The 24027-nt window shown below is 60.9% G+C and carries 21 protein-coding genes; 13 read left to right on the forward strand and 8 right to left on the reverse strand.

Annotated features, from left to right (window positions below; translation table 11 throughout):
* Positions 1-35 precede the first annotated feature (35 nt).
* Positions 36-1211, forward strand: coding sequence for an MFS transporter (locus tag AX768_RS21235; protein ID WP_062001984.1), 1176 nt, complete (start codon positions 36-38; stop codon positions 1209-1211).
* Here the strand turns inward: AX768_RS21235 and AX768_RS21240 are convergent, their stop codons facing one another.
* Entirely contained in the window at positions 1212-1877 is a 666-nt protein-coding gene (locus AX768_RS21240; protein ID WP_062001985.1) for a TetR/AcrR family transcriptional regulator, read from the reverse strand. It lies immediately after the preceding gene.
* Between the two features lie 113 nt (positions 1878-1990).
* Here AX768_RS21240 and AX768_RS21245 point away from each other — a divergent pair, with 113 nt between their 5' ends.
* Positions 1991-3223, forward strand: a complete 1233-nt coding sequence (locus tag AX768_RS21245; protein WP_062002392.1) for an MFS transporter — start codon at positions 1991-1993, stop codon at positions 3221-3223.
* Positions 3224-3236: 13 nt separating this feature from the next.
* Here AX768_RS21245 and AX768_RS21250 read toward each other — a convergent pair whose 3' ends face one another.
* Both AX768_RS21250 and AX768_RS21255 read right to left on the reverse strand, forming a co-directional pair.
* Entirely contained in the window at positions 3237-3500 is a 264-nt protein-coding gene (locus AX768_RS21250; protein WP_062001986.1) for a hypothetical protein, read from the reverse strand.
* Between the two features lie 136 nt (positions 3501-3636).
* Positions 3637-5652: a hypothetical protein gene (locus AX768_RS21255; protein WP_155524295.1), complete on the reverse strand. Its 2016-nt coding sequence runs from the start codon at positions 5650-5652 to the stop codon at positions 3637-3639.
* Here AX768_RS21255 and AX768_RS32890 point away from each other — a divergent pair.
* From AX768_RS32890 to AX768_RS21270, 4 genes are all read left to right on the forward strand, one after another.
* A complete protein-coding gene (locus tag AX768_RS32890) occupies positions 5612-6220 on the forward strand; it encodes a hypothetical protein (protein WP_155524296.1) in 609 nt (202 codons plus the stop codon). The two genes, AX768_RS21255 and AX768_RS32890, sit on opposite strands and share 41 nt — an antisense overlap.
* Positions 6221-6917: 697 nt before the next feature.
* The gene (locus tag AX768_RS21260) at positions 6918-7178 is read left to right on the forward strand and encodes a hypothetical protein (RefSeq protein WP_144022098.1); all 261 of its coding nucleotides are present in this window, start codon (positions 6918-6920) and stop codon (positions 7176-7178) included.
* A 135-nt stretch (positions 7179-7313) separates the two neighbouring features.
* Positions 7314-7808, forward strand: a complete 495-nt coding sequence (locus AX768_RS21265) for a DUF2753 family protein (RefSeq protein WP_155524297.1) — start codon at positions 7314-7316, stop codon at positions 7806-7808.
* 34 nt (positions 7809-7842) lie between these two features.
* Positions 7843-8466 (forward strand): superoxide dismutase, encoded by a 624-nt coding sequence (locus AX768_RS21270; RefSeq protein WP_062001990.1) that lies wholly within the window; start codon positions 7843-7845, stop codon positions 8464-8466.
* A 101-nt stretch (positions 8467-8567) separates the two neighbouring features.
* Here the strand turns inward: AX768_RS21270 and AX768_RS21275 are convergent, their stop codons facing one another.
* Entirely contained in the window at positions 8568-11174 is a 2607-nt protein-coding gene (locus AX768_RS21275) for a sulfite reductase flavoprotein subunit alpha (protein ID WP_062001991.1), read from the reverse strand.
* A gap of 369 nt (positions 11175-11543) precedes the next feature.
* Between AX768_RS21275 and AX768_RS21280 the strand changes: the two genes are divergently transcribed.
* The 5 genes from AX768_RS21280 (at position 11544) to AX768_RS21300 (ending at position 17484) form a co-directional block, all read left to right on the forward strand.
* Positions 11544-12446: a YihY/virulence factor BrkB family protein gene (locus tag AX768_RS21280; RefSeq protein WP_062001992.1), complete on the forward strand. Its 903-nt coding sequence runs from the start codon at positions 11544-11546 to the stop codon at positions 12444-12446.
* A 68-nt stretch (positions 12447-12514) separates the two neighbouring features.
* Positions 12515-13450, forward strand: coding sequence for a LysR family transcriptional regulator (locus tag AX768_RS21285; protein ID WP_062001993.1), 936 nt, complete (start codon positions 12515-12517; stop codon positions 13448-13450).
* Between the two features lie 75 nt (positions 13451-13525).
* Entirely contained in the window at positions 13526-14932 is a 1407-nt protein-coding gene (tcuA, locus tag AX768_RS21290; RefSeq protein ID WP_062001994.1) for an FAD-dependent tricarballylate dehydrogenase TcuA, read from the forward strand.
* Positions 14919-16094, forward strand: a complete 1176-nt coding sequence (gene tcuB, locus AX768_RS21295) for a tricarballylate utilization 4Fe-4S protein TcuB (protein WP_062001995.1) — start codon at positions 14919-14921, stop codon at positions 16092-16094. Before tcuA ends, tcuB begins: the two co-directional genes overlap by 14 nt.
* Positions 16095-16158: 64 nt before the next feature.
* A complete protein-coding gene (locus tag AX768_RS21300; protein WP_062001996.1) occupies positions 16159-17484 on the forward strand; it encodes an MFS transporter in 1326 nt (441 codons plus the stop codon).
* A gap of 121 nt (positions 17485-17605) precedes the next feature.
* Here the strand turns inward: AX768_RS21300 and AX768_RS21305 are convergent, their stop codons facing one another.
* On the reverse strand, positions 17606-18187 hold the full coding sequence (locus tag AX768_RS21305; protein WP_062001997.1) for a DJ-1/PfpI family protein: 582 nt from the start codon (positions 18185-18187) through the stop codon (positions 17606-17608).
* A gap of 98 nt (positions 18188-18285) precedes the next feature.
* The gene (locus AX768_RS21310) at positions 18286-19476 is read right to left on the reverse strand and encodes an amidohydrolase family protein (RefSeq protein ID WP_439823416.1); all 1191 of its coding nucleotides are present in this window, start codon (positions 19474-19476) and stop codon (positions 18286-18288) included.
* A gap of 151 nt (positions 19477-19627) precedes the next feature.
* On the opposite strand from AX768_RS21310, the gene AX768_RS21315 reads away from it, so the two are divergent.
* Complete coding sequence (locus AX768_RS21315) at positions 19628-20755, forward strand: aminotransferase (RefSeq protein WP_062001998.1); 1128 nt, start codon at positions 19628-19630, stop codon at positions 20753-20755.
* Positions 20756-20757: 2 nt separating this feature from the next.
* Here AX768_RS21315 and AX768_RS21320 read toward each other — a convergent pair whose 3' ends face one another.
* Both AX768_RS21320 and AX768_RS21325 read right to left on the reverse strand, forming a co-directional pair.
* The gene (locus tag AX768_RS21320) at positions 20758-21648 is read right to left on the reverse strand and encodes an amidohydrolase family protein (RefSeq protein ID WP_082778977.1); all 891 of its coding nucleotides are present in this window, start codon (positions 21646-21648) and stop codon (positions 20758-20760) included.
* Between the two features lie 10 nt (positions 21649-21658).
* The gene (locus tag AX768_RS21325; protein WP_062002394.1) at positions 21659-22900 is read right to left on the reverse strand and encodes an MFS transporter; all 1242 of its coding nucleotides are present in this window, start codon (positions 22898-22900) and stop codon (positions 21659-21661) included.
* A 115-nt stretch (positions 22901-23015) separates the two neighbouring features.
* Between AX768_RS21325 and AX768_RS21330 the strand changes: the two genes are divergently transcribed.
* Entirely contained in the window at positions 23016-23936 is a 921-nt protein-coding gene (locus tag AX768_RS21330) for a LysR family transcriptional regulator (protein WP_062001999.1), read from the forward strand.
* Positions 23937-24027: the final 91 nt, after the last annotated feature.

Raw genomic sequence — 24027 nt, forward strand, 5'->3', positions numbered from 1 at the left:
TGACCATCAACTTTGGAACCGCTGCACGACGGTCAATGAAAATAATCCTCTCGCGCAATTTTCTCGGCCTCATATTGAGCGTCGCCGTGGTCGGGCTTGGCCTCGGCGCCACCTTGCCTCTTACGGCGCTTGCGCTGACCAACGCCGGCTATGGCACGGACATCGTCGGATTGATGACGGCCATGCAAGCGGGCGGTGGCTTGCTCGTCATACCCTTGGTCGGCCGCATCACGGGACGGTTCAGTGCACGCCAGATCATCATGGGCGCGGCGTTGAGTGTTTCAGCAGCCACCATCCTCATGCAGTTCACCACGCACCTGTGGCTATGGGCGGTGTTTCGCGTGGTGAGCGGCGCGGCGCTGATGTTGCTCTTTACCATCGGCGAAGCATGGGTAAACGAACTCGCCGACGATACCAATCGCGGCCGTCTTGTCGCTGTCTATGCCACCAATTTCACGGCGTTCCAGATGGCCAGCCCTGTGATGGTGAGCATCATTGGGGAGTGGCATGCAACGCGATTCATCGTATGCGGCGCGGTATTTATGTTCGCGCTGCCAGCCCTCGCGCTGGTGCGTGCAGGACCGCCTGCGCATGGATCGGGCGGCGGATCTGATGTGACCGGAAACAGCCACGGTACATGGCGCCATGTCATGCCGCTGATGCCCGCCATCCTGATCGGCACGGCGTTCTTCGCGCTCTTCGATACCCTTGCCCTTTCTCTCATGCCCCTGTTCGCGATGTCGAAGGGTGTTCCCGAAAATCTGGCACTGCTGTTCGGATCCGCGGTGCTGCTGGGAGATACGCTGATGCAGTTCCCCATCGGCTGGCTGGCGGATCGTGTCGGACGCGTGCGCGTGCATATGGGCGCTGCGCTGGTCGTGATCGGGCTGTTGCCGTTGCTGCCTTGGGCGGTATCGAATCCGTGGCTGTGCTGGCCGCTTTTGTATGTCATTGGGGCCGCCGCCGGGAGCATCTATACCCTGTCGCTCGTGGCTTGCGGCGAACGCTTTCGTGGTGCGGCGCTCGTGTCGGCGAGCTCGCTTGTGGGCGCGTCGTGGAGTGTTGCGAGCTTCGGTGGTCCGATCATCACCGGCGCGCTGATGCACGCCATTGCGCCCGCGGCGTTGATTGTCGTGCTGCTCGTGTGTGCGATCGCATTCCTCCTTGCGATCCTTTGGGAACAGCGTGCAGGCAATGCATTGACATTGTGATCAGGAGAAAACGGCGGCTTGCCGGTCACGCCCTGCTTTCGCCGCTTTTTTCTTTGTTGATACTCCAGCCAGCGCATCCCACAGGCCCATCATCTGATCGATGGCCCGGTCGAGTTCGTCGAAGGTCGCGCCATCGCGCGCCTTGATGGTCATGCCCAGATAGAAAGAATCGAGCATGGCCGCTAGTGCAACTGCGTCCGTGGCCTTGGGAAGTTCCTTGTTGCGAATGGCGCGTTGCACGCAACCAAGCATGGCGCTCGAATTGAGCCTGCGTTCATCCGCCAGCGCGTCATGCAAGTCCTGACTCTCTTCCGTGCACGTTGCTGTAGCCAGTACAAGCAGGCAACCCGATGGATGAGACGCGTCCGTCTGCATTTTCGCCGAGCGCCGCAACGTCAGCTCGATAGCTTTCCTGGGCGCCAAAGAAGCATCCCGCAGACTTGCGGAAACCTGCCCGAATGACGCCAGGTAACGCGCCAATACCTCACGGAACAACAGTTCTTTTGACCCGAACGCCGCATAAAAGCTGGGTGCGGAAATGTCGCCCATGGCCGACTTGAGGCTCGACAGCGAAGTGGCCTCGTAGCCATGCGTCCAGAAAAGCGTCATTGCCTGCTGAATCGCAGTGTCCTTGTCAAACGTACGCGGCCGCCCGGTTCTAGCCATTCATCCCTCCTTCAATGATTTTTATACTAATCGATACATTAGTCGTTGACAAGGGCAGTCGAAGACGGATAACTTATATATCGATCGATACATAACTTATGAACCAGGGTCCCATGAGCAATGACACAGCAACACGAGCGGCCGAATACGACGCGGGCCTGTCGAAGCCTTTTCCGTTGAGCGGCCTGCTCGCGCTGGCAATGACCGGCTTCATCTGCATCAATACGGAGACGTTGCCGGCCGGCCTGCTGCCCCAGATCGGCGAGGGCATGGGCATATCGCAATCGCTCGCGGGACAGATGGTGACGGCCTATGCGGTAGGTTCGCTGCTCGCAGCGATACCGCTGACCATTGCCACGCGCGCATGGCGTCGCCGTACCGTCCTGTTGATGACGATCGCAGGTTTTTTCATCTTCAACTCGATCACCGCGCTGTCGTCGAATTACGCGCTGACCTTGGTCGCGCGCTTTTTTGCGGGTGCCTCCGCCGGACTCGCATGGAGCCTGCTGGCCGGTTACGCGCGGCGCATGGTACCGGCCGCACAGCAAGGACGCGCGCTCGCAGTGGCAATGGTCGGTACACCCATCGCACTGTCGCTCGGTGTGCCGCTCGGTACCTGGCTCGGAACGCTGGTCGGATGGCGCGCGGCGTTCGGCGTCATGTCGTTTCTGACATTGATCCTGGTCGCGTGGGTATGCTCCAGCGTGCCCGACTTTCAAGGTCAATCCGGCACGCGACAAAAACCGTTGCGCGAGGTACTCACCACGCCGGGCGTGCGCCCTGTATTGGGTGTTGTGCTGGCGTGGATGTTGGCGCACAACATCCTGTACACCTATGTCGCGCCCTTCGTGGCGGTCGCGGGTCTGGGCAAACAGGTCGACATCGTCTTGCTGCTGTTCGGCGCGGCGGCGCTCGCGGGAATCTGGATCACGGGACGTCTGGTCGATGGAAAACTTCGCGCCGCCGTCCTTGCAAGCCTCGGCGCGTTCGCGCTGACCACTGTTGCCTTCGGCCTGGCGGGCACGTCGGCGGGCGTGGTGTGCGCCGGCATGGTGGCGTGGGGTTTGACATTCGGAGGCGCCGCCACGCTGCTTCAAACCGCGCTTGCGGACTCGGCGGGCGACGGCGCGGACGTTGCGCTTTCAATGAACGTGGTGGTCTGGAACAGCGCCATTGCGGGAGGCGGCATGCTGGGTGGCGTGCTTCTCACAGCGTGGGGGGTCAGGGCGTTTCCGTGGGCAATGCTCGCCCTGATCATGATCGGCCTGTGGACCGCCTGGGCGGCGCGCTCACATGGCTTCCCGGCGGGACACCGCTCATCGAACGCACGGGTCGGCGGTCACTGACGAATGCGGGCTGCTACGCCACATAGAATGCAGCGGCCACGCCTTCCATTTTCAGCGCTTGCTCCTTCAGCGATGCGCTCGCAGCAGCCGCTTCCTCCACCAGCGCCGCGTTCTGTTGTGTCACACGATCGAGTTGCGCGATCGCCACGTTGATTTGTTCGATGCCATCGCGCCGTTGTGCCGAAGCGCCCGCGAGTTCGTTGATGATGACATCCATGCCGCGGATGGAAGCAATGTCGCTCTGGATCGCGGCATCGGCTTCATGAAAGAGCGGCACGCACTTGGTGCATTGAAGATTGAGCAATCGAGGGGCGGATGCTGTGCTGGATGCATTTCCGCTATCCATGGAAAACGCGAGGCCCGAGATGTCGGAAGCCTCACGTCCTCTCATGCACTTGATTACTACTTGCCGCTTACTTGATCAGGCTCAGATAGTTGCCGCTCGGGTAAGCAGTGTTCAACCACGTCGACAAACGATTCACCTGGGTCTTGTCGATCCCGTCAGCCTGCATCTGCGGAATCTGGTTCCACGTCCACGTCGGGAAGTTCTCGACGGTTCCGCCCGACACCGTCCCGTGAACATAGTCGATCGCGCACAGGCTTCGCATGCTCCAGAAGCAGGTGGTCTCGCCGGATACCGCATTGGCCTGACCTTCACGCTGCCACGAATTGATGTTGAAGCTGGTCGTGGTGTCCATCCAGTTCGACAGGAACGCGTTCACGACCGCCTGCTCCGTCGCAGGACTCGTGCCTTTCCAGACGCCGGTCTGCCCGCCGTTCCAGACGTCCAGCGGACTGCTGTCGCGAATGGTCCAGCCGCGTTGGACATCGGCCACGCCCACACCGTTATCCATTTCCTGCGCGCCCTTCAGCACGTAGAGGAAGTTGCGGATCGGCTCCGGTCTGCCACTGGCCTGATACAGGTTGTTGAGCAGTCCGTATGCATATTGCCAGTCGGTCGGCATGTGGACGTTATGCGCGCCCGAGCCCGGGTTCAACAGAATCTGCAGGTAATACCACTGGTTGGCCTTCACGTAATGCGCGACGGGGCTGCCGAACATGCTGTTGTCGGCTGGGAAACCCTGTATATGCGGCGACACGTTGAAGACGAAGCGCCAGTATCCGCACCAGCCGCGCGTCTCGGCCTTGGGCGCGTTCTGTGTGTTGACCCATGCCGCCGGACAGTTGGTTTCCAGCGAAAAGTCCTGGGCAAGTTCCCACGACTTCATCAGTTGCCACTGCGCCGTACCGTACAGGTTCTTCTGCTGCGCAATCGTGTAGCTGCCGTTCACGCCTTCGTTGGGCGGCGTAAACCGTTCGCCAAATTCCACGCCCCAGTAATAAAGGTTGCCAAAGATATCGCCGGTCTTGCCCTGCGCGTAGCTAGTGCCGCCATTGGCAAGCTGGGCTCGCATATTGTAGGTCGCCGTGCCCGCGCCTTCGCCCGCGTATTCCTTGTTCAGATTGCTGTTCGTGAAGTAGTCACCCCACGCGTCCTTCGGATGAATGCGGGGCACCCAGTGATTCCAGTCGGGCAGTTGGAAGCCGATTGGGATTTCGCGGATGTTGATATGCCCCTTCGTCGATATCGCTGCTTTATTGACGCCGCTCGGGAAAATCGCGGCAAGCGTATCCAGATCATTTTCCGATACAGCATCAATACCGGCGCCGCATGTCCAGTCGCTTACCGGCGCGCTATCCAGACCGGGACCCGGCTGATACGGCGGATTCCACGGGCGGCACTTCGGACCCGGCGTGGGATATTGGCTGGCGAGGCTTCTGATGTAGCTGGCGATCTGCAAGCCCTGGTTTGCGCTCAGGCCGTGATACTGGCTTCGAATGACAATCGAGTTATTCGAGTAGTTGAACTTGAACAGGTCGCTTCCGCTCGCGCTGTGGCAGTCCATGCAATGCGCCTTGATCTGCTGCCTGGCATTGATGGGTGAATCGGTCAAGGCAGCGTTTTTCCACAGGGCCGCGCCCGCGCTGATATCTGCAATGCCTGGAAGCGGTGCGGTCCACTGGGTTGGATCGTCCTGTGCGAAGTTGCTGTCGGCTATCAGCGCATTGCCTGACCCATCGAGCAAATTGAACGACAGCACCCGATATCCCGAGCTCACGCCATCGGTGGTATTGAACCGGAAATTGATGACGTTACTGCCGTTGATCGCACCCGTTATGGGGACGTTCAGGCTGATCGTGTCGTAACCGCCGCCAATACCGCCGTACGATTTTGCGTTCCCGAGTACGGTAACGTTTGCGTTCGTGAGGTCGATCCAGTTGCCGCTATTGACTTGAACTGAACCCTTGGCATCGTACGAAAGATTGTTTACGCGCATGGTCAGCATCTTCGCCGACGCCCCGGCGGGAATGGACAAGGTGGCCGCGATGATCTTTCCGCTGCCCGCGCTCATGACTTCCAGCGGCATGATCACGGCGCCGGACAAGGTGGTGCCGGCATTGGAAGGCGGCTCTGCCGGAACTATTGGCGGCGGCGAACTGCTGACGATGGTCGAGCTACTCGCGGGAGAAGATGCACCAGCCGATGTGCTCGGCGGCACCACTGAACCACCGCCAGCCGACGCAGACGCCGAAGCGGCCGACGCTCCTGCAGCACTGCTGCCAGACCCCGAAGAATTGCTGAGGCCCGCGCCGGCCGTTGAATCGGAACCGCCGCCACCGCCACATGCGCTGACACTAAAAATCACACCACTGACAATGGAAACTAGCAGTACCCTGTCGATTTTTATCATTATTAATATGTTGCGGAACGATGAAAATCCTCCGCAAAAATGTAGCGGAGCCCGGTGTTTTCAAATCAAACTTTTTCCGCGAATATTCAGCATTTGCAGGCAACGCTACCTTCAACAACAAACGAATCTCGACGCGCAATTCTTCATACCAATAAGTAATTCGATGTCCGATGTTTTTTCGTGTCCAAAACCAAGTCGGCCACGCTTTGACGCTTTAACGGGCCCTGCTCTCTGTCTTATATAAACTAAAACTCTGACTGAGCCTTCAATCCATGACGGGAAAGGCAAGTGCCCGACTTTGCGTGGCGCGGCCGGCCGGCTAGTTGATATCGCACAAGATGCAATATCGTTAATCGAGTCGTTGTAATCTTCTCAAACCATGCAAACACCGAACCGCAAATCTAAGGGTGAGCACTTTCAACGCGATTACATACGCGCAAGATCCGGAGCAATCAAGAACGTGCAGTCCTTCATTGTCCTTCTGGAAACTTTAATGCTGGTTTGAGACGAGCTAAGTGATTTCGATTACTTGTTATCGGCAGTCGCTGCAGGAAGTTTAATAGTAAAAAAAATCTTCATGTCAATCTGCGATAGCGGCGACGCGACCAAGCTCCCCGGAACGCCGGTATATTGGTGCGCAGATCATTGCGTGCATCGATAACCGGTCATGACGCAATGATCAAGAACTGGCTCCCGGCGCCGACGCCGCCATGCCGCCGCCGGGAGCAGGCGTCGCAACACCTGAATCGCCGCTCTTTGAACATGCCACGCAGGCAATCGCCACCATTGCGGCCCCAACCCGTCTGATCCATTTAGCCGCCATGATTTATCTCCGGTTAGTGTAAGCCTTTGTACTACAGCCGAAAGGCAGCAATGGGCAATCCGGGTTCGATCTTTGCGAAGCCTGTATTGAACACGGACCGAAAAACTGGAGACATATCTTGGGACACTTTCGCAAAACGGCTTGCATGCTGACGCTCGCCGTCTGCTTCGCAGACGGCGCATTCGCGCAAGGAACGAGCACCGGCGGCGCGCCGCCTGCCACACATTCCAGCAGCAGCGATTCTGGCGGCGGCCAGTCTGCGAGCATCAAAGGCGGCGCGGGCACTGCGGGGGAATACGGCACGGACCCCGCAACGTTGAAAAAGGAAGAAACGGCGCGGCAGCAGAAGTCGAAGGATAAAGCGTCGGCATCGAAGTAAATGAGATCCAGGCGACGCCACGCACCGTTGGAAGAGGCCTTCGCTGGACAGGGTTATCGAGAATGATTATTATTAACCATCCCGAGTACGCAGGCGTCCGGTCAACGAAAAGGGTGCAGAACAGGAGCCCCTTTCATGCACCAGCCACACGTTGCCTCCACCGCCTACGAAGTCACAATATCCCGTGACGCCAGCCTCCCTGCGTGGGAATACGCGATGCGGGCCGCCGTCGCCGCGTCACATGCCGCGCAACCGCTTGCGGCGTTAGACGGTTACGAACGGGCGCTCCAGATCGCGCGTCGCCTGATCGAACGGCTCCCCGAGGGACGCGCAAGCGACTGCGTCGCCGCGCTCGTGGTCTCCCATCACAATCTGGCCGACCTCGAACTCGAACGCGGTGGCACCGATCGCGCCATCGCGCATCTTTGCGACGCGCACGAAGCGCTGCTTGAACTTTTCCTCGATACCACCCGCGACCCGTCATTACAGCAAGCCGCATTGCGTCATAGCGGCGAGACGCATGTGGCGTTGCTGAGCTACATCGCTACACATGGTCCTCATCCGCTCATCGCGCGAACGCTCGAACTGGGCGAACGCGCGCTGAGCGCCGGCGACCCTCTTCCGCATTGATGCCTTGATGCACTGACTCCAAAAGGAACCCACGATGCCCTATACCCTTCCCGCGTTGCCCTATGCGTTCGATGCACTCGAACCACATATCGATGCCCGCACGATGGAAGTCCATCACACGAAGCATCACCAGACCTACGTGAACAATCTGAACGCCGCGCTGAAGGACACGGAGTACGCGGATCTGCCAATCGAAAAGCTCGTCGCGCAAGTTGCGTCACTACCCGAGGCGTTGCAGGCGCCCGTGCGCAACAACGGCGGCGGCCACGCCAATCACAGCTTGTTCTGGACGGTCATGTCGCCCGAAGGAGGCGGCATGCCTGGCGGCGAACTGGATCAGGCGATCACCGCAGACCTGGGTGGTTTCGATGCCTTCAAGGAAGCCTTCACGAAGGCAGCCCTGACGCGTTTCGGCAGCGGCTGGGCGTGGCTCTCCGTCAATAAACAAGGCAAGCTCGTAGTCGAAAGTTCAGCGAACCAGGACAACCCGTTGATGACGACATTGCTGTCAGGCAACACGCCGATCCTCGGTCTGGACGTATGGGAACATGCCTACTACCTAAAGTATGAGAACCGTCGACCGGAATACATCGCCGCGTTCTACAACGTGATCAACTGGCCGGAAGTTGCGCGCCGTTACGCCGACGCGCGCGCGTGACATCACCGACGCAAGTACTTCGAAGGCCCGTTCAGAAGCGTTCCGGACGGGCCTTTTGATCAAACGTCAATCACACGTCCACACGTCCACACGTCAATACGTCAATACACATCCCGCCGATACAACCCGTTCGCGACCATCATGCTCACGCGTTCGTCGCCGAGCGCGGCCCGCAGTTCCATATCGACAGCCGGCGCCATTCCGGCAAGACTGCCGCAGACCATGACCGCGGCGCCGCCCCCCACCCACGTGAAGATATCGCCTGAATGCCGCACGAGATCCTGTACGTAGCGTCCGCAATCGTCGTCGCGTGAATACGCCAGGTCGATGCGCGCGAGCGTGCCATCCGCGCGCCATGCCTCGAGTTCCTGCTTGAAGAACGCGTCGTATCGGGCGTTGCGCTCGCCGAACAGCAGCCAATGCCCTTTCGATCCCGCCGCGCTCCTTTCACGCAAATGTGCGCGCAATCCCGCGATACCGGTGCCGTTCCCAATCAGGATCAGCGCACGTTCCCCATCAGGCCGATAAAACCCCGCGTTCGCCCGGACGCGCGCCTGCACCAGACTGCCTTCGGCGGCATGAGCCGTCAGCCAGCCCGAGCCCACGCCCAGTTCGCCCGATGACCTGACCCGTTGCCTGACTACGAGGTCGAGGTAACCATCGGAGGGAATCGAGGCGATCGAGTAGTCGCGATGCGGCAAAGGCTTGAGGGTATCGACGAGTGCTGCAGCGCTCATGTTGCGCACGGATTCAGCCGATGGAAGCACGGCGCCGGACAGATGCGCATCGAGACGCCGGCCGTGTACCAGCGCACCGGCATCCAGCCCAGCCGCCGATAAAACCCGCGCCACCGCCGCCGGATCATTGTGCGGATAGATCTCGACGATATCGCCCGCCGTCCAGCCCGGCGACGTTGCCGCGTTCACTTTCAGCCGCACATGATGCACGCCGCCGCCCTGGCTGCCGGGATTCAGAAGCTTGCGTTGCGCCAGCGTCCACGACTGAACCGGCGCCTCTTCCCACCCTGCCACGGTGGCCGCGCCAAGCGCCGACAACTGCCGGCGCCAGCGCTGTTCGCTTTCGTCATCGCGGCCGTTCATCTCGATGCGTTCGAACAATCTGCGCGCGCCGGCCTTCGTCAACCATTCATCGACCTGACGGCCAAAGTGGCAAAAGTCCGGGTATTCGCGGTCACCGAGCGCGAGCACCGCGTAGCCGAAGCCGCCGCTCGGCGCGGGGCGCGCCATCATCTGGCGGACGAATGAACGGGCGCGGTCGGGCGCCTGGCCATCACCATAGGTGCTCACCACAAAAAGCACGCAGCGGGCTGCGGCCAGCGACACGGAATCGAGTGCAGAGATAGGCAGGCAGCGGGCAGCTCTTCCCGCCGATGCAAACGCCGCCGCGCTCAGGCTCGCGATACGCTCGGCGGTGCCGGTCTGGCTGGCGTGAACGATCAGCAGATCGCTGTTGGCGTGACTCGTGGCGAATGACGGCAAGGGCGCAATGGCGTCGGCTTCACGACGCTTGCGGCGCCGGCCGAGATAAAGCAGCCAGCCAGTAATGGCGAAAAGCGGCATCGTCAGGCTGCACAGCATGACGATGACCCGCCCTGGAACGCCGAACACCGCCCCGCTGTGCAACGTCAACATGCTCGTGCCGATGACCTTGTTGATCGGACGATTTGCGTAGAGGTCGGTGGCCTCGAGCGAACCGGTCGCGGCGTCGAATGTGTACCGGTCCATGAGGCCGCCTCGCAACGGCCCGTCGAACCGTTCTATGGATACCGCTCGGCCATCGCGGGAAACCGTCAGCGACGCGCGTCCGAAATCCCGACCGACGCGCTGGACGAAGGTTTGCCAGGCGGGGTCAAAGGAAATCGCACGGCTCGAATCCATCGCTTTAGGCGCGCCTTCCACGCCCCGTTTTTTACGCGATCCCGCTGCACGCGGTGCATCGCTCTTCGCGTCCGCGAGCGCTTCCTTCGGCTTGCGATCCGCCGCGGGCGCACGACGTGTCTCCTCGATACCCAGCGCCTTGCTCGCCAGATCGTGATACCAGCCGTATGACCACCACAAGCCGGTCAGCGCGCTCATGAGGTAACACAAGACCATCCATCCACCGATCACCGCATGCAGCGACCGATAGAGATTGCGCCCCGTGCGCTTCAGGTCGAGCACGAACCACGCGCGCCAGTCGAGCGGCTTGCGCGGCCAACGGAGGTACAGTCCGGACAACGCGAAGAAGATGAGCGAAAACGCAGCAACGCCGGTGATCTGCTTGCCGATCTCGCTGTCGCGCCGCCCTTCGGTGATAGGCAGCGCAAGGAACCGGTGCAAGTCTTCAACCAACGAGAAAAAGTCGCTGCCGGCCGCTTTGCCGAGCACAAGTCCACTGTAGGGATTCGCGTAGAACGTCGCCGCGCCGGATGGCTGGCGCACTCGGAACTGGGCGGCTCTTTCCGGATCAGCCGATAACACCAGCGGCCTGATTTCCTCACCCGGCAATTGCGCGCGGATACTCGCGAGCAACGCATCGGGCGTCATGAGTTCCACGCCTTTCGCGACACTGATGGTGCTGCTGTTCAGCAGTCCGGTGATCTCGTCCTCGAAGCTCATGGTGGCGCCCGTCAGCCCCGTGAGCGCCAGCACCAGTCCCACTGTGACGCCTAGCAGCCAGTGCACTTGAAACAGAATTCGACGCGTCATTGAAATACCTGCAGTCCCTGTCCGGTTCCGGCGGTCATAAATAGTCTTACGGTTGGCATCAAACCTGTTTTTTTGATCCAGGCTTACAGTTTTTATAAGCATCGGTCGGCGCCAGGCGCGACACACTATGGCGCTCGACGATGTCAGCGTGACGATGCACAGCGTGGAACACCGGCCGGCAACGGCCAGAGCGCAAAAGCTTTTCGATTGCAGAATGGGAATGATTCTTGTTTATTCTAACGACCTGTGGTCCCCATGCGCAACAGATTTAAGCTGATCCCGTGCGAACTTGTCCAAGCAAGGCCCAGGACTTGCGGAATCGTGCTCGGGCCATATACCGGGCAGACGGCCGGGGCATCTGGAGGGCATATGCAACTCATTCGCTACCGCACGCTCAGGACGATCGCCGATCACCCAGGCGCGTTCGCCTTGCAGGTTCTAAAAGCCTTTCGCGCGAATCAGGGCATGTTGCTCGCGGGCGCGGTCGCGTATTACGCGCTGCTTTCCATCGTGCCGCTGCTGATCCTGGTCGTGATTGCGCTTTCACATGTGATCGACCGGCATGTGCTTCTCGACACGCTTTCTCATCTGCTCGAATGGCTCGTGCCGGGGCAGGCAAAAGCTATCGTCAAGGAGCTTGCAAACTTCCTCGCGCATCGGGCGGTGATCGGCTGGGTGCTGCTTTGCACGATGATCTTCTTCAGTTCGCTCGCCTTCACCGTGCTTGAAAACGCCATGTCGGTGATCTTCGTGCATCGGGTGGCAATACGTCGGCGGCATTTCCTGATATCCGCGTTGCTGCCTTATTGCTACAGCCTGTCGCTTGGCGCAGGCGTGTTGCTTGTCACGCTCGTATCGACAGGATTACAGGCGGTGGGCGCACATAGCGTCGATATCTTCGGCGTCGAAATCTCGCTTGGCGGCGCATCGCGCGTGCTGCTTTACCTGTTCGGATTCGCGGGCGAGGTGTTCGTACTGACATCGATCTATATGGTGATTCCGGTCGGGCGTCCGCGTTTCAGGCACGCGTTGTTCGGCGCGGTTGCCGCTGCCTTGCTGTGGGAAGTCACGCGTCACGTACTGGTCTGGTATTTCGCCACGCTCTCGCAGGTGAGCGTGGTGTATGGATCGCTGACGACCTCGATTGTCGTCCTGTTCAGCCTCGAAGCCCTCGCGACATTGCTGCTCTTCGGCGCCCAGATGATTGCGGAATACGAACGGCTGCACGCAGGCACAACGGAGCTTCGGCCCAGATCGTTCCGAACGAGCTAACAACGGCCCGGACCAGCTCATCCCGGCGATAATGCGCAAACATCAGAACGGATCTGCAAGGAGACCCTTTGGAACTGCGCCAGCTTCGCTATTTCGTCCGTGTGATCGAACATGGCAGCATGGGCCGTGCGGCGATGGAGCTTGGCGTAGTGACGTCGACCCTCAGCCAGCAGATCAGCCGGCTTGAAAGCGAGCTGTCCACGCGGCTCCTGCAGCGCACCGCCAACGGCGTGGTGCCCACCGACGCGGGCCTCGCGTTCTGGCGTCAGGCGCAACTGGCGCTGCGTCATGTCGATGACGCCGCCCACGCCGCACAGCACGCGCGCCTTTCCGGTCATGTCAGTGTCGGCATGGCGCCGAGCACAACGGGCGTGCTCGGTCTCGCGTTCATGCGCGCGATGCGCGAGCGTTATCCCGATGTACGCCTGCGCATGGTTGAAAGTCTGTCGGGCCATTTGTCCGTCATGCTGAACGCGCGCCAGATCGACCTCGCGATCCTGTTCCAGAGCGACAACGTCAAGCGCTTCAGCGCGACGCCTTTGCTCGACGAACGTCTGTTCGTGATCGCAGCCGCGAGTTTCGAGCCGATGCCAAAGACCAGGACCACGAAGCTCGCGCACATCGCGAAGTTGCCGATGATCCTCCCAAGCGGCCCGCACGGCCTGCGTTCGCTGCTCGACACAGCGTTTGCGCGTGCCAGTATCGAGCCGAATATCGTGGCGGAAATCGATGGCCTTGCCATGCTCATGGACGCGGTCGGAGGCGGTCTGGGCCTGACGATCCAGCCAGGCGCCGCGCTGGCCCGCCGCGACCTGGCCTCGTTCCGCGCGCTCCCAATCAACGAGCGTTACATGGTGCGTCCAAACCAGCTCGTCAGTCTTTCCGACGACGAACTCTCGCCCGCCGGCCTCGCGGCGCGCGTGGTTCTCGCCGATGTCGCGCGAACGCTCGTCACCGGCGGACAATGGACAGGCGCCACATTGCCGCCTCTTCACGATTCGTGAAGAGGCGTTGCCTGCAGCCTGCTGGCGGCCGAACACCGCACGTCCTACACTCCGGAGATTGGAGGAGACATCACAATGGTGGACGTATTGGTGATAGGCGGCGGCAACGCGGCTTTGTGCGCGGCTTTGATGGCCCGCGAGGCGGGCGCGTCCGTGATGCTGCTCGAATCTGCGCCGCGTGAGTGGCGCGGCGGCAATTCGCAGCACACGCGCAACTTGCGCTGCATGCACGACGCGCCGCAGGACGTGCTGATCGATGCGTATCCGGAAGAGGAATACTGGCAGGACCTGCTCAAGGTCACGGGCGGCATCACCAACGAACCGCTCGCCCGCCTCGCAATCCGCGAATCGTCGACATGCCGCGACTGGATGCGCAAACACGGCGTGCATTTCCAGCCGCCGTTGTCGGGCGCGCTGCATGTCGCGCGGACCAACGCGTTTTTCATGGGCGGCGGCAAGGCGCTCGTCAACGCGTATTTCCGCAGCGCGCAAGCGCTGGGCGTCCAGGTTCGATACAACGCGCCGGTGGATGCAATCGAACTGGATGGCGACCGTTTTGTTGCTGCGCGGATTGGCGATGAGCGTATTGAAGCGCGCTCGTGCGTGCTGGCCGCGGGCGGCTTCGAATCGAATCGCGAGTGGCTGCGCGAAGCATGGGGCCAAATCAACGGCGAATGGGTCGCCGACAATTTCCTGATTCGCGGCACGCGCTTCAACATGGGCGTGCTGCTCAAATACATGATCGACGCCGGCGCGGATTCCATCGGCGATCCGTCGCAATCGCATTGTGTCGCGATCGACGCCCGTGCCCCTCAATACGACGGCGGCATCTGCACACGGGTGGATTGTGTGTCGCTCGGCGTGATGCTGAACCGCAACGCCGAGCGTTTCTACGATGAAGGCGAGGACTTCTGGCCCAAGCGTTATGCCATCTGGGGACGGCTCGTTGCACATCAGCCGGGACAGATCGGTTATTCGATCATCGATTCGAAAGCGATCGGCCGCTTCATGCCGCCCGTCTTTCCCGGCACGAAAGCGAACACGCTCGGCGAACTCGCGCGTGCCATGGATCTTGACGAAGCGAAGTTCATCGATACGATCCAGACCTATAACGCCGCCTGTCGCGTCGGCAAATTCGATCACGCCGTCCTCGATGATTGCCATACCGAAGGCCTCACGCCCGCGAAGACACACTGGGCGCAGCCCATCGACAAGCCGCCCTTCTACGCCTTCGCGCTTCGCCCCGGCATCACGTTCACGTACCTCGGTCTCAAGGTGAACGAGAACTCCGCCGTGCATTTCGGCGGCAAGCCGAGCCCCAACCTGTACGTTGCGGGCGAGATGATGGCGGGCAACGTGCTCGGCAAGGGTTATACGGCCGGCGTCGGCATGGCGATCGGCACGGCATTCGGCCGGATTGCAGGAACCCAGGCCGCGCAGGCGGCTTTGAAATTGAAGGAAGCCAGTCATGCAGTCGCTTGAAAACCTGACGCGCGAGGCGAGCGCGCTTGCACTGAACGAAGTTCCCATCACGTTTGCAAAACCGATGTCCGCGGCCGAAGGCGAAGTCAGCCGCATCATGCAGATCTGCAATGCGTGCCGCTATTGCGAGGGCTTTTGCGCCGTCTTCCCCGCGATGACCCGCCGCCTCGAGTTCGGCCGCGCCGACGTGCACTTCCTTTCGAATCTCTGCCACAACTGCGGCGCGTGTCTGCACGCGTGCCAGTACGCGCCGCCCCACGAATTTGGCGTCAATGTGCCCAAGGCGATGGCCGAAGTGCGTTTGCAGACTTACGTCGACTACGCATGGCCGGCAGGTTTCGGCGCGTTATACAAGCGCAACGGCCTGACCCTGGCACTGGCGCTCGCTGGTGGTCTGGCACTTTTCCTGATCATGACGATGGCGCTCAAAGGCTCGCTGCTCTTGCCGCCGCTCGCCGGAAATTTCTATGCGGTGTTCCCGCACAACACGCTCGCGCTGCTCTTCGGCATCGTATTCGTGTTCGCGATGATCGCGCTCGGCGTCGGTGTCCGGAAGTTCTGGCGCAATGAGGATCCGGGCGCGATGTCGGCCGAAGCCATCGGTGAAGCGACGCACGACGTGCTGAGCCTGCGTTATCTCGGCGGCGGGCATGGCGAAGGCTGCAACAACGCCGACGATGCATTTTCCCTCGCCCGGCGCCGCTTTCATCACCTCACGTTCTACGGTTTCATGCTGTGTTTTGCATCGACGTGCGTGGCTACGCTCTATCACTATCTTCTCAAGCTCGAAGCGCCTTATGCGATCAGCAGCGTACCCGTCGTGCTCGGTTCACTGGGTGGTCTCGGCTTGCTGGCGGGACCTGCCGGTTTGTTGTGGCTGAACCTGAAGCGTCATCCGCAGCACGGCGACGTCGCGCAAAAGCCGATGGACCGCGGTTTTATCGCGTTGCTGTGGTTGACCAGCGCGAGCGGTCTCGCACTGTTGACTCTCCGCGATACATCCATGATGGCGTTATTGCTGGCCGTCCACCTTGGCATTGTGATGGCGCTGTTCCTGACGCTGCCGTACGGGAAATTCGCGCACGGGATTTATCGCAGTGCAGCACTTTTGAAATGGGCCGTGGAAAAACGCCAACCGAGTAAACTGCTGGTCGATGACTAATGCAACATGGGGTCCGTCGAGCCTATGATGGCCGGCGTGGCAATAAAAAAATCCAGGAGACGACATGGCAACCGGAAACGAATTTCAACCGCAGGCGCTGGGCGCGAGCGCGCCGAGTGTCTCGAAGCTGGGCGCGGTTTTGCGCGTCACCAGCGGCAACTTCCTCGAACAATTCGATTTCTTTCTGTTCGGGTTCTACGCGACTTATATTGCCAGGACGTTCTTCCCGGCTGCCAGCGAATTTGCGTCGCTGATGCAGACGTTCGCTGTATTCGGCGCCGGATTCCTGATGCGTCCGTTGGGCGCGATCGTGCTGGGCGCGTACATCGATAAAGTCGGACGCCGGCGCGGCCTGATCGTCACGCTTTCCATCATGGCAAGCGGCACCATTCTCATTGCCTGCGTTCCGGGGTTTGCGACCCTTGGCTTGCTGGCTCCGGCGCTGGTGCTCCTCGGACGTTTGCTGCAAGGGTTTTCGGCGGGCGCCGAACTCGGCGGCGTGTCGGTCTATCTCGCGGAAATGGCGACGCCTGGAAAGAAGGGGTTCTACACGTCGTGGCAATCTGCCAGCCAGCAGGTCGCAATCGTCGTCGCCGCAGCCCTGGGTTATGCGCTGAACAGCATGCTTTCGCCGCCGCAGATTGCCGGCTGGGGATGGCGCGTGCCGTTTTTCATCGGCTGCATGATCGTGCCGTTTCTCTACATTCTGCGCCGCTCGCTGCAGGAGACCGCCGAATTCAAGGCGCGCCGTCATCACCCGGCAACCGGTGAAGTCTTCCGTTCGATGCTCACGAACTGGAAGACCGTCATTGCCGGCATGTTGATGGTCGCGATGACCACCACCACCTTCTATCTGATCACCGTCTACACGCCGACCTTCGGCCGCGCCGTGCTGCACCTGAGCACGTCTGACAGTCTGATCGTGACGCTGTTCGTGGGGGTATCGAACTTTATCTGGCTGCCGATCGGCGGCGCGATTTCGGACCGGATCGGACGCAAGCCGGTGCTGCTGTTTGTATCGGCACTGGCGATCATCACGGCTTACCCGGCGCTTTCATGGCTTGCGCACGATCCGAGTTTCCTGCGCATGCTTGGCGTGCTGCTGTACTTCTCGTTCTTCTTCGGCGCTTACAACGGCGCGATGGTCGCGGCACTGACTGAAGTGATGCCGGTCGATGTTCGCGTGGCGGGTTTCTCGCTGGCGTTCAGCCTGGCAACGGCGATCTTCGGTGGCTTCACGCCGGCGGTATCGACGTATCTGATCCAGACGACCGGCGATAAAGCCGCACCAGCTTACTGGCTGATTTTTGCTGCGGTGTGCGGGTTTTTCGCTACGCTGGCACTGTATAAGCGCGGTGGAGCAGCGGAGTTGCAGGCGAAGCTGGGATAAGGAGTTGATGACGCGCGGCCGATGTTTATTCGGGCCGCGCGAATGGTGCGATTGCAGTGCGGGCCCGACTGCCCGCAACGCCGACGCGCCTGCCGCCCGCCAGCGCTTTCCAACATCGCGCCTAAAGCTTGATTTCCGTCCCAAGCCGCGCCAGGAACTGCGCAAGCCATTGCGGATGCGCAGGCCACGCGGGCGCGGTAATGAAATTGCCGTCAGTCACCGCGCTGTCCACGGGAACGTCCGCATACTCCCCTCCCGCAAGACGCACTTCCGGCGCGCAAGCGGGATACGCCGAAATGCGCTTGCCGCGAATCACATCCGCCGCGGCGAGTAATTGCGCCCCATGACAAACAGCGGCAATGGGTTTTTCAGCATCGGCGAAATGCCGGACGATTTCGATCACACGACTGTTCAGGCGCAAGTATTCGGGCGCGCGTCCGCCGGCAATCATCAACGCGTCATAACTGGCTGGATCGGTATCGTCGAAACTCGCGTTCAACGCAAACAGATGTCCGGGTTTCTCCGTATAAGTCTGGTCCCCCTCGAAGTCATGAATCGCGGTCTTGATCTTGTCACCGCTCTTCTTGCCGGGGCAGACTGCATGCACGGTGTGACCGACCATCTGCAGCGCCTGGAACGGCACCATCGTTTCATAGTCTTCCGCAAAATCGCCGGTCAGAAACAGAATCTTCTTGGCTGCCATCTTGTTCTCCCATCGAAGAAATCACGCAGGAAACCGGTCCGCGTGAACCGGCGCTCGCTGATATTTTAGCTTGTACGGGATGCATCAGGCCCGATGTTTCAGGCCAGCATTGCGCCATTGCGTGCCACGACTTTTCCATTCGATACAACCAGCTTGCGCACCGGCCGCGCCACGACCGCATGAGCGACAGTGGCGGCATCGACGAGAACCAGATCCGCACGCGCGCCGACGTGCAATCCATAGTCCGCAAAGCCGCACGCGTGTGCGCCGAGCGTGCTGACGCAATCGAATGCGAGTGCGAGGTCGACGTCCCGACGCAGATCGTGCCGCATGGCCACGAACATGGCGCGTTCGAGCATGTCGGGCGAGCCGAACGGCGTCCATGTATCGCGTATGCCGTCGTTGCCCGCGAAGAGCGTCACGCCCCCTTCAATGCAAGCCCGCAGCGACGGCACCGGCACCGAGGGCGGCGCGGTCGTCAGGAGCGCGACGCTCAGTTGCGCGATTCTTGCGAGCAGCACATCACGCTCGCGATCGGGCAACATGCCAAGGCAAAACGCATGACTGATCACCACGCGACCCTGCATGCCCAGCGCCTCGACGCGATCGAGCAACAGCTTGATCGTGAATGCGCCAACTTCACCTGGTTCGTGAAGATGGATATCGACGGGCTTCTGGTAACGATCCGCGATCGCAAACGTGGTGTCGAGCGACTTGACCGGGTCCTGGTCGATCAGCGCGGGATCGAGCGCGCCCAGTATGTCGGCGCCTGACTTCAGCGCGTCGCCGAGCAATGCATCGGTTCCCGGGCGGCGCAGCATGCCCGATTGCGGGAACGCAACGATCTGGATGTCCGCAACGCCCACGAGCGTTTCACGCGTTTCAAGCACGCCTTCGAGATGCTCGAGGCCGGCGTCGGTGTCTATGTCCACGTGCGTCCTGATGCGCGTTGTTCCAGCGGCAACGAACGCACGGGCGAGCGCGAGGGATTGCTTGCCTGCATCATGTCCCGAGCTTGCACGCCACGAGCGTTCATTCTCGATTCTGTCGACAAGCCTCGGACCGACTTCGTTCCGATACCACGGCAGCCCCCAGTTCGTCTTGTCGAGATGCGTGTGGCCTTCCACGAATCCCGGAAGCACAAGTGCGCTCCCGCCGTCTTCCACCACCACGTCTGCATCGCGCGGAAGATTGGCTCCAATCGCTTCGATACGCCCGGCGCTGATTGCGACATCGACGGACGCGCCACCAGACAAGCGAACGTTACTGATCAAGAAGCTCGGGTTCACGGAATCTCCTGACATGACGTTGAGCGTAAGCAAACCGTGAGTGTGTCATAAGAGTCAGTGCGTCGAAGGTAATGCGCGTTCCAGATCTTCAGCCTGCATGGAATTTGAAATACACTCGGTCAACCGAACGCGTTGATTTGCGGAGAAACGAATGAAGATCAAGGACTTTCTGGTCGAGCGCTGGATGGACCGGTACGAGCATGAGGCGCGCTATAACCTTGCTGAAACCTGCGTCGAATCGCTGACCGTCGATCAGTTGCTGACGCTGACCAGCAAGCAGGACAGCATCATGGACGAACTGCGCCCCATGAAGCTGACCTATGGCGCGATCGAGGGTTCGGACCGGTTGCGCGCGAATATCGCTGCGCTCTACGACCATCAAACGCCGAAGAACATTTTGGTCACACATGGCGCGATCGGCGCAAACGCATTGGTGTATGAAACGCTGATCGAGCCTGGTGACCGCGTGATCGCCGTGCTGCCCACATACCAGCAGCACTATTCGATACCCGAAAGTCACGGCGCCGATGTACACACCCTGGCGCTGCGGGAAGAGAACGGCTTTCTTCCCGATCTCGACGAATTGCGCACACTCGCGAGCCCCGCAACGAAGCTGATCGCCATCAACAACCCGAACAATCCAACGGGTTCGCTGATGGACGAAGCGTTTCTCAAAGAGGTGGTCGCCATCGCGCGATCGTGCGGCGCGTACTTGCTGTGCGACGAGGTTTATCGCGGAACGGATCAGGAAGGTTCGGGATTCACCGCGTCCGTCGCAGATCTCTACGAACGCGGCATCAGCACGGGCAGCATGTCGAAGACGTGGTCGCTAGCCGGGCTGCGCCTGGGATGGATCGCCGGTCCGGTCGATCTCATCCGGGCCGTGTGCATTCATCGCGACTACAACACCATCAGCGTGGGGATGATCGACGATCATCTTGCATCAGTAGCGCTGGAAGCGAAAGACAGGATCCTCGCGCGCAATCACGCAATCACACGGACCAATCTCGCAACACTCGATGCATGGATCCAGCAGGAACCGCTCGTCTCGTATGTCAAGCCGAAAGCCGCGACTGTGTGCCTGCTCAAGTTCGATGTGGACATGTCATCGACTGAATTTTGTACATCGCTGATCGACGCGACGGGCGTCATGCTCACGCCGGGCAGCGCGTTCGAAATGGAAGGTTATGTGCGGATCGGCTTCGCCAATCCACTGGATGTGCTGGAACAGGGACTCGAACGTGTATCGGATTTTCTCAAGGACATCGTGCGCAAGTAGCGCTATCCGAACCGGTACAACTCGCCGGCCGAACCTGTGAGAATGATCTCGCGCTGCGCCGCGTCCGGCACCCATCGGTCGAGCGCGCGGCGAGTTGCATCGTAGTCGGTGAATTGCTGGTGTTGCGTATGCGGCCAGTCGCTGCCCCAGACAAGCCGCCCGGGCGTGTATGCATCGATCAATGCGCTTGCCAGCCGCGCGCCGGCCGCAACGCCTGAATCATTCACCGCGCTCCTGTAAGCCGCCGATAACTTCACCCACACGCGTCCCGTTCCCCCGATCGAGAGCAAATAGCGAAAGCCCGGGTCGCGCTCGACGGTTTGCGGAGCGGGCCGCCCGAAATGATCGACTACGACCGTGCAGCCCTGCTCCAATAGCGGCTCCACGACATCACGCAGATCCGCTGCCTGACGATGCACCTCGACATGCCACCCAAGCGCATTGACGCGGGCGAACAATCGCTGCCAGTCAGGCGCGCGAAGGTCGGGGATCGGCAAGCCGATCAGGTTCAGCCGCATTCCGACCACACCCGACCGATCGAGCGATCCCAGCCCGGCGTCGCTCACGCTGCAATCCACCACGGCCACGCCGCGAAAACGCAACAGATAGCGCCGCATCACATCGATAAAAAAGCGGTTGTCCGTGCCGAGGAAACTCGGCTGGACCAGCACCGCGTGCGACACGCCGTTCGCTAGCAAATGACCGGCGTAGGCGTCGAGCGTGGCATCGTAATCTGGCGCATGGCGGCGCTGCGGCGCGAGCGGCAAACCGCGCACGAACACATGGGCGTGGCTGTCGATGGCCGTGATCTGCTCCGCGCCCGTCTCGTACCAGCGCTCGGCCATGCAGGTCTCTTGCGTTTGCATAAGTGGAATCCGTTGATCGGCGTTCATCCGACATTAATCACGCATTGACCGCGACCGTCGCGATCCGCCGGTTCTTCGTCTCGGGCAGCATCAGCGCGGCGACCACGACAAGGCCGTAAGCAACTCCGGCATCGATACCGAGCGCCGAACCAAGCGGCATGGAGTTGCCCATGTGACCGACCAGCACCGGAAAACCCGCAGAAACGATCCGCCCGAAGTTGTAGCAAAAACCCACGCCTGTGCCGCGAATGCCCTGCGGATAAAGTTCGTTGAAAAGCGCGCCGAGCGTTGCCGGGATACCTGCCGAGAAGAGCCCGAGCGGGAAGCTGAGCAGCAGCATGGCGGTGTCTCCCATTGGCAGGAAGACGTAGAGGTTGACCGTCGCCACGCAGCACACGGCAAACAGGATCACGTTGAGCTTGCGGCCAATGCGGTCCTGCAACCACGCGCTGACAAAACATCCGCAGATGAACGCGGCGATCACCACCGCGAGATACCCGCCGGTTCCGAGCACGGACAGATGCCGCTCGGTCTTGAGATAAGTGGGCAGCCACGTGGTGATCGCGTGATATCCGCCGTGCGCGCCCACGCCGATCAACGCGCCCACGATGGTCGAGCGGATCACGGATTTATCGAAGATATGGGTGGCCGGAGGAAGCGCCCCGCCGGATGCCTTTGCGGCGACCGGAACACGCGGAGGCTCGACCACGTTACGGCGTAAATAGAGCACGAGCCCGGCCGGAATCACGCCTATGGCAAACAGCAGCCGCCACGCCCATTCCGGGGATACGAACGAGAACACGACGGTATAAAGCAGCACCGCGCCCGCCCAGCCGAAACCCCAGGCGCTTTGCACGATGCCCATCGCCTTGCCGCGATGTTCGGCGCGCATGGTCTCGCTCAGCAGCACGGCGCCCGCGGTCCATTCGCCGCCGAAGCCGATGCCTTGCAGCGCCTTCAAGGCCAGCAACTGCTCGAAGTTCTGCGCGAATGCGCAGAGGAAAGTGAAAAGCGAGAACCAGATCACCGTGATCTGCAGCGCGCGCACGCGCCCGTAGCGATCCGACAGCATGCCCGCAAGCAATCCGCCGAGCGCGCCGGCCACCAGCGTCGCGCCGCCGATCAACCCCGCCTGCCCCTTGCCGATACCCCACGTCACCAGCAGGGTCGGAATCACGAGGCTGAACAGTTGCGTGTCGATGCCGTCCAGCGCCCATCCCGCGAAGCAGCTCCAGAGCGTGCGCTTTTCCGTGTGCGATATTTCGCGGTACCAGTTCATTGTCGTCTCCTGACCGTATTTTCCGGGCTTCTTGCAACGGCCCATGAAACCCATTCTAGGGATCGGAGGGATAAAGAACTATGATGCAAGTGATCAACTTTCATATCGTTTTAATATGGACACGCGCAACTTGAAATATTTCCTGGCCGTCGCCGACGCGGGCAGCGTCACCCGCGCCGCCGATCACCTGAACATCGCCCAGCCTGCGCTGAGCCAGGCGCTCACGCGCATGGAAAAGGATCTGGGCGTCAAGCTCTTCAGCCGCACACGGCGCGGCGCCGACCTGACTGCGGCGGGACTGGCGATCGTCGAGGACGTGCGCATGAGCGTCGCGAGAATCGATGCCGCCTCGCATCGGGCGCGCGAAATCGGCGCGCAGCGGGCGGGACGGCTGACGGTGGGTTTTGCATCGGCGGCGCTTTTTGCAGTGCTGCCCCGCGCGATTGCGGCGCTGCGCGCATCCGTTCCCGACGTCGATCTCGTGCTGCGCGAGATGAGCAACGCCGAGCAGACAAGCGCGCTTGAAAAAGGAGAAATCGATATCGGCCTGTTGCACACGCCGGCGCCTGTTGCCGGGAAAATGCACGAGAAGCTGATCGCGCGCGAACAGTTGATCGCGGTGTTACCCGAAAATTTTCCGCTGGGCGCAAACGGCGCGGTGTCGCTGGGCGAACTCGCGCCGCATGGCCTGGTATGGTTTCCTCACGGACAATTGCCGGGCGTTCGTGCAGGAATCTTGAGCGCGTTCCGGCAAGCCGGTTGCGCGGTAGAAATCGTGCAGGACGCCAACCGTTCGCTGACGGTCCTCGCGTGCGTGGCCGCCGGATGTGGCGTGTCCCTGTTGCCGCGTTCGGTGCGCGCGCTGCAATTCAGCGGCGTGCGGCTTTGCGAAATTTCGGACGGCGCCGCGCTGCCACCCTTCGAGTTGAGCGCCGTCTGGCCTGCGCGCGCCCGTACCACGCTTGCCGACCGATTTGCGGGCCTTATCGAAGCGTACCCGGGCGAAAAGAAACGCAGCGTCCGCAGTCATGGATAATAAATATCAAATTGATGGTTCGCCGGTGTGCCTGACCGTGCGATGCTATCGGCCCTTTGCGCCCTTCATCCGTCGTTTTCCGCGAGGACTC

It is taken from the genome of Burkholderia sp. PAMC 28687 (assembly GCF_001577465.1).
In the GTDB taxonomy this organism is placed as follows: Bacteria; Pseudomonadota; Gammaproteobacteria; order Burkholderiales; family Burkholderiaceae; genus Caballeronia.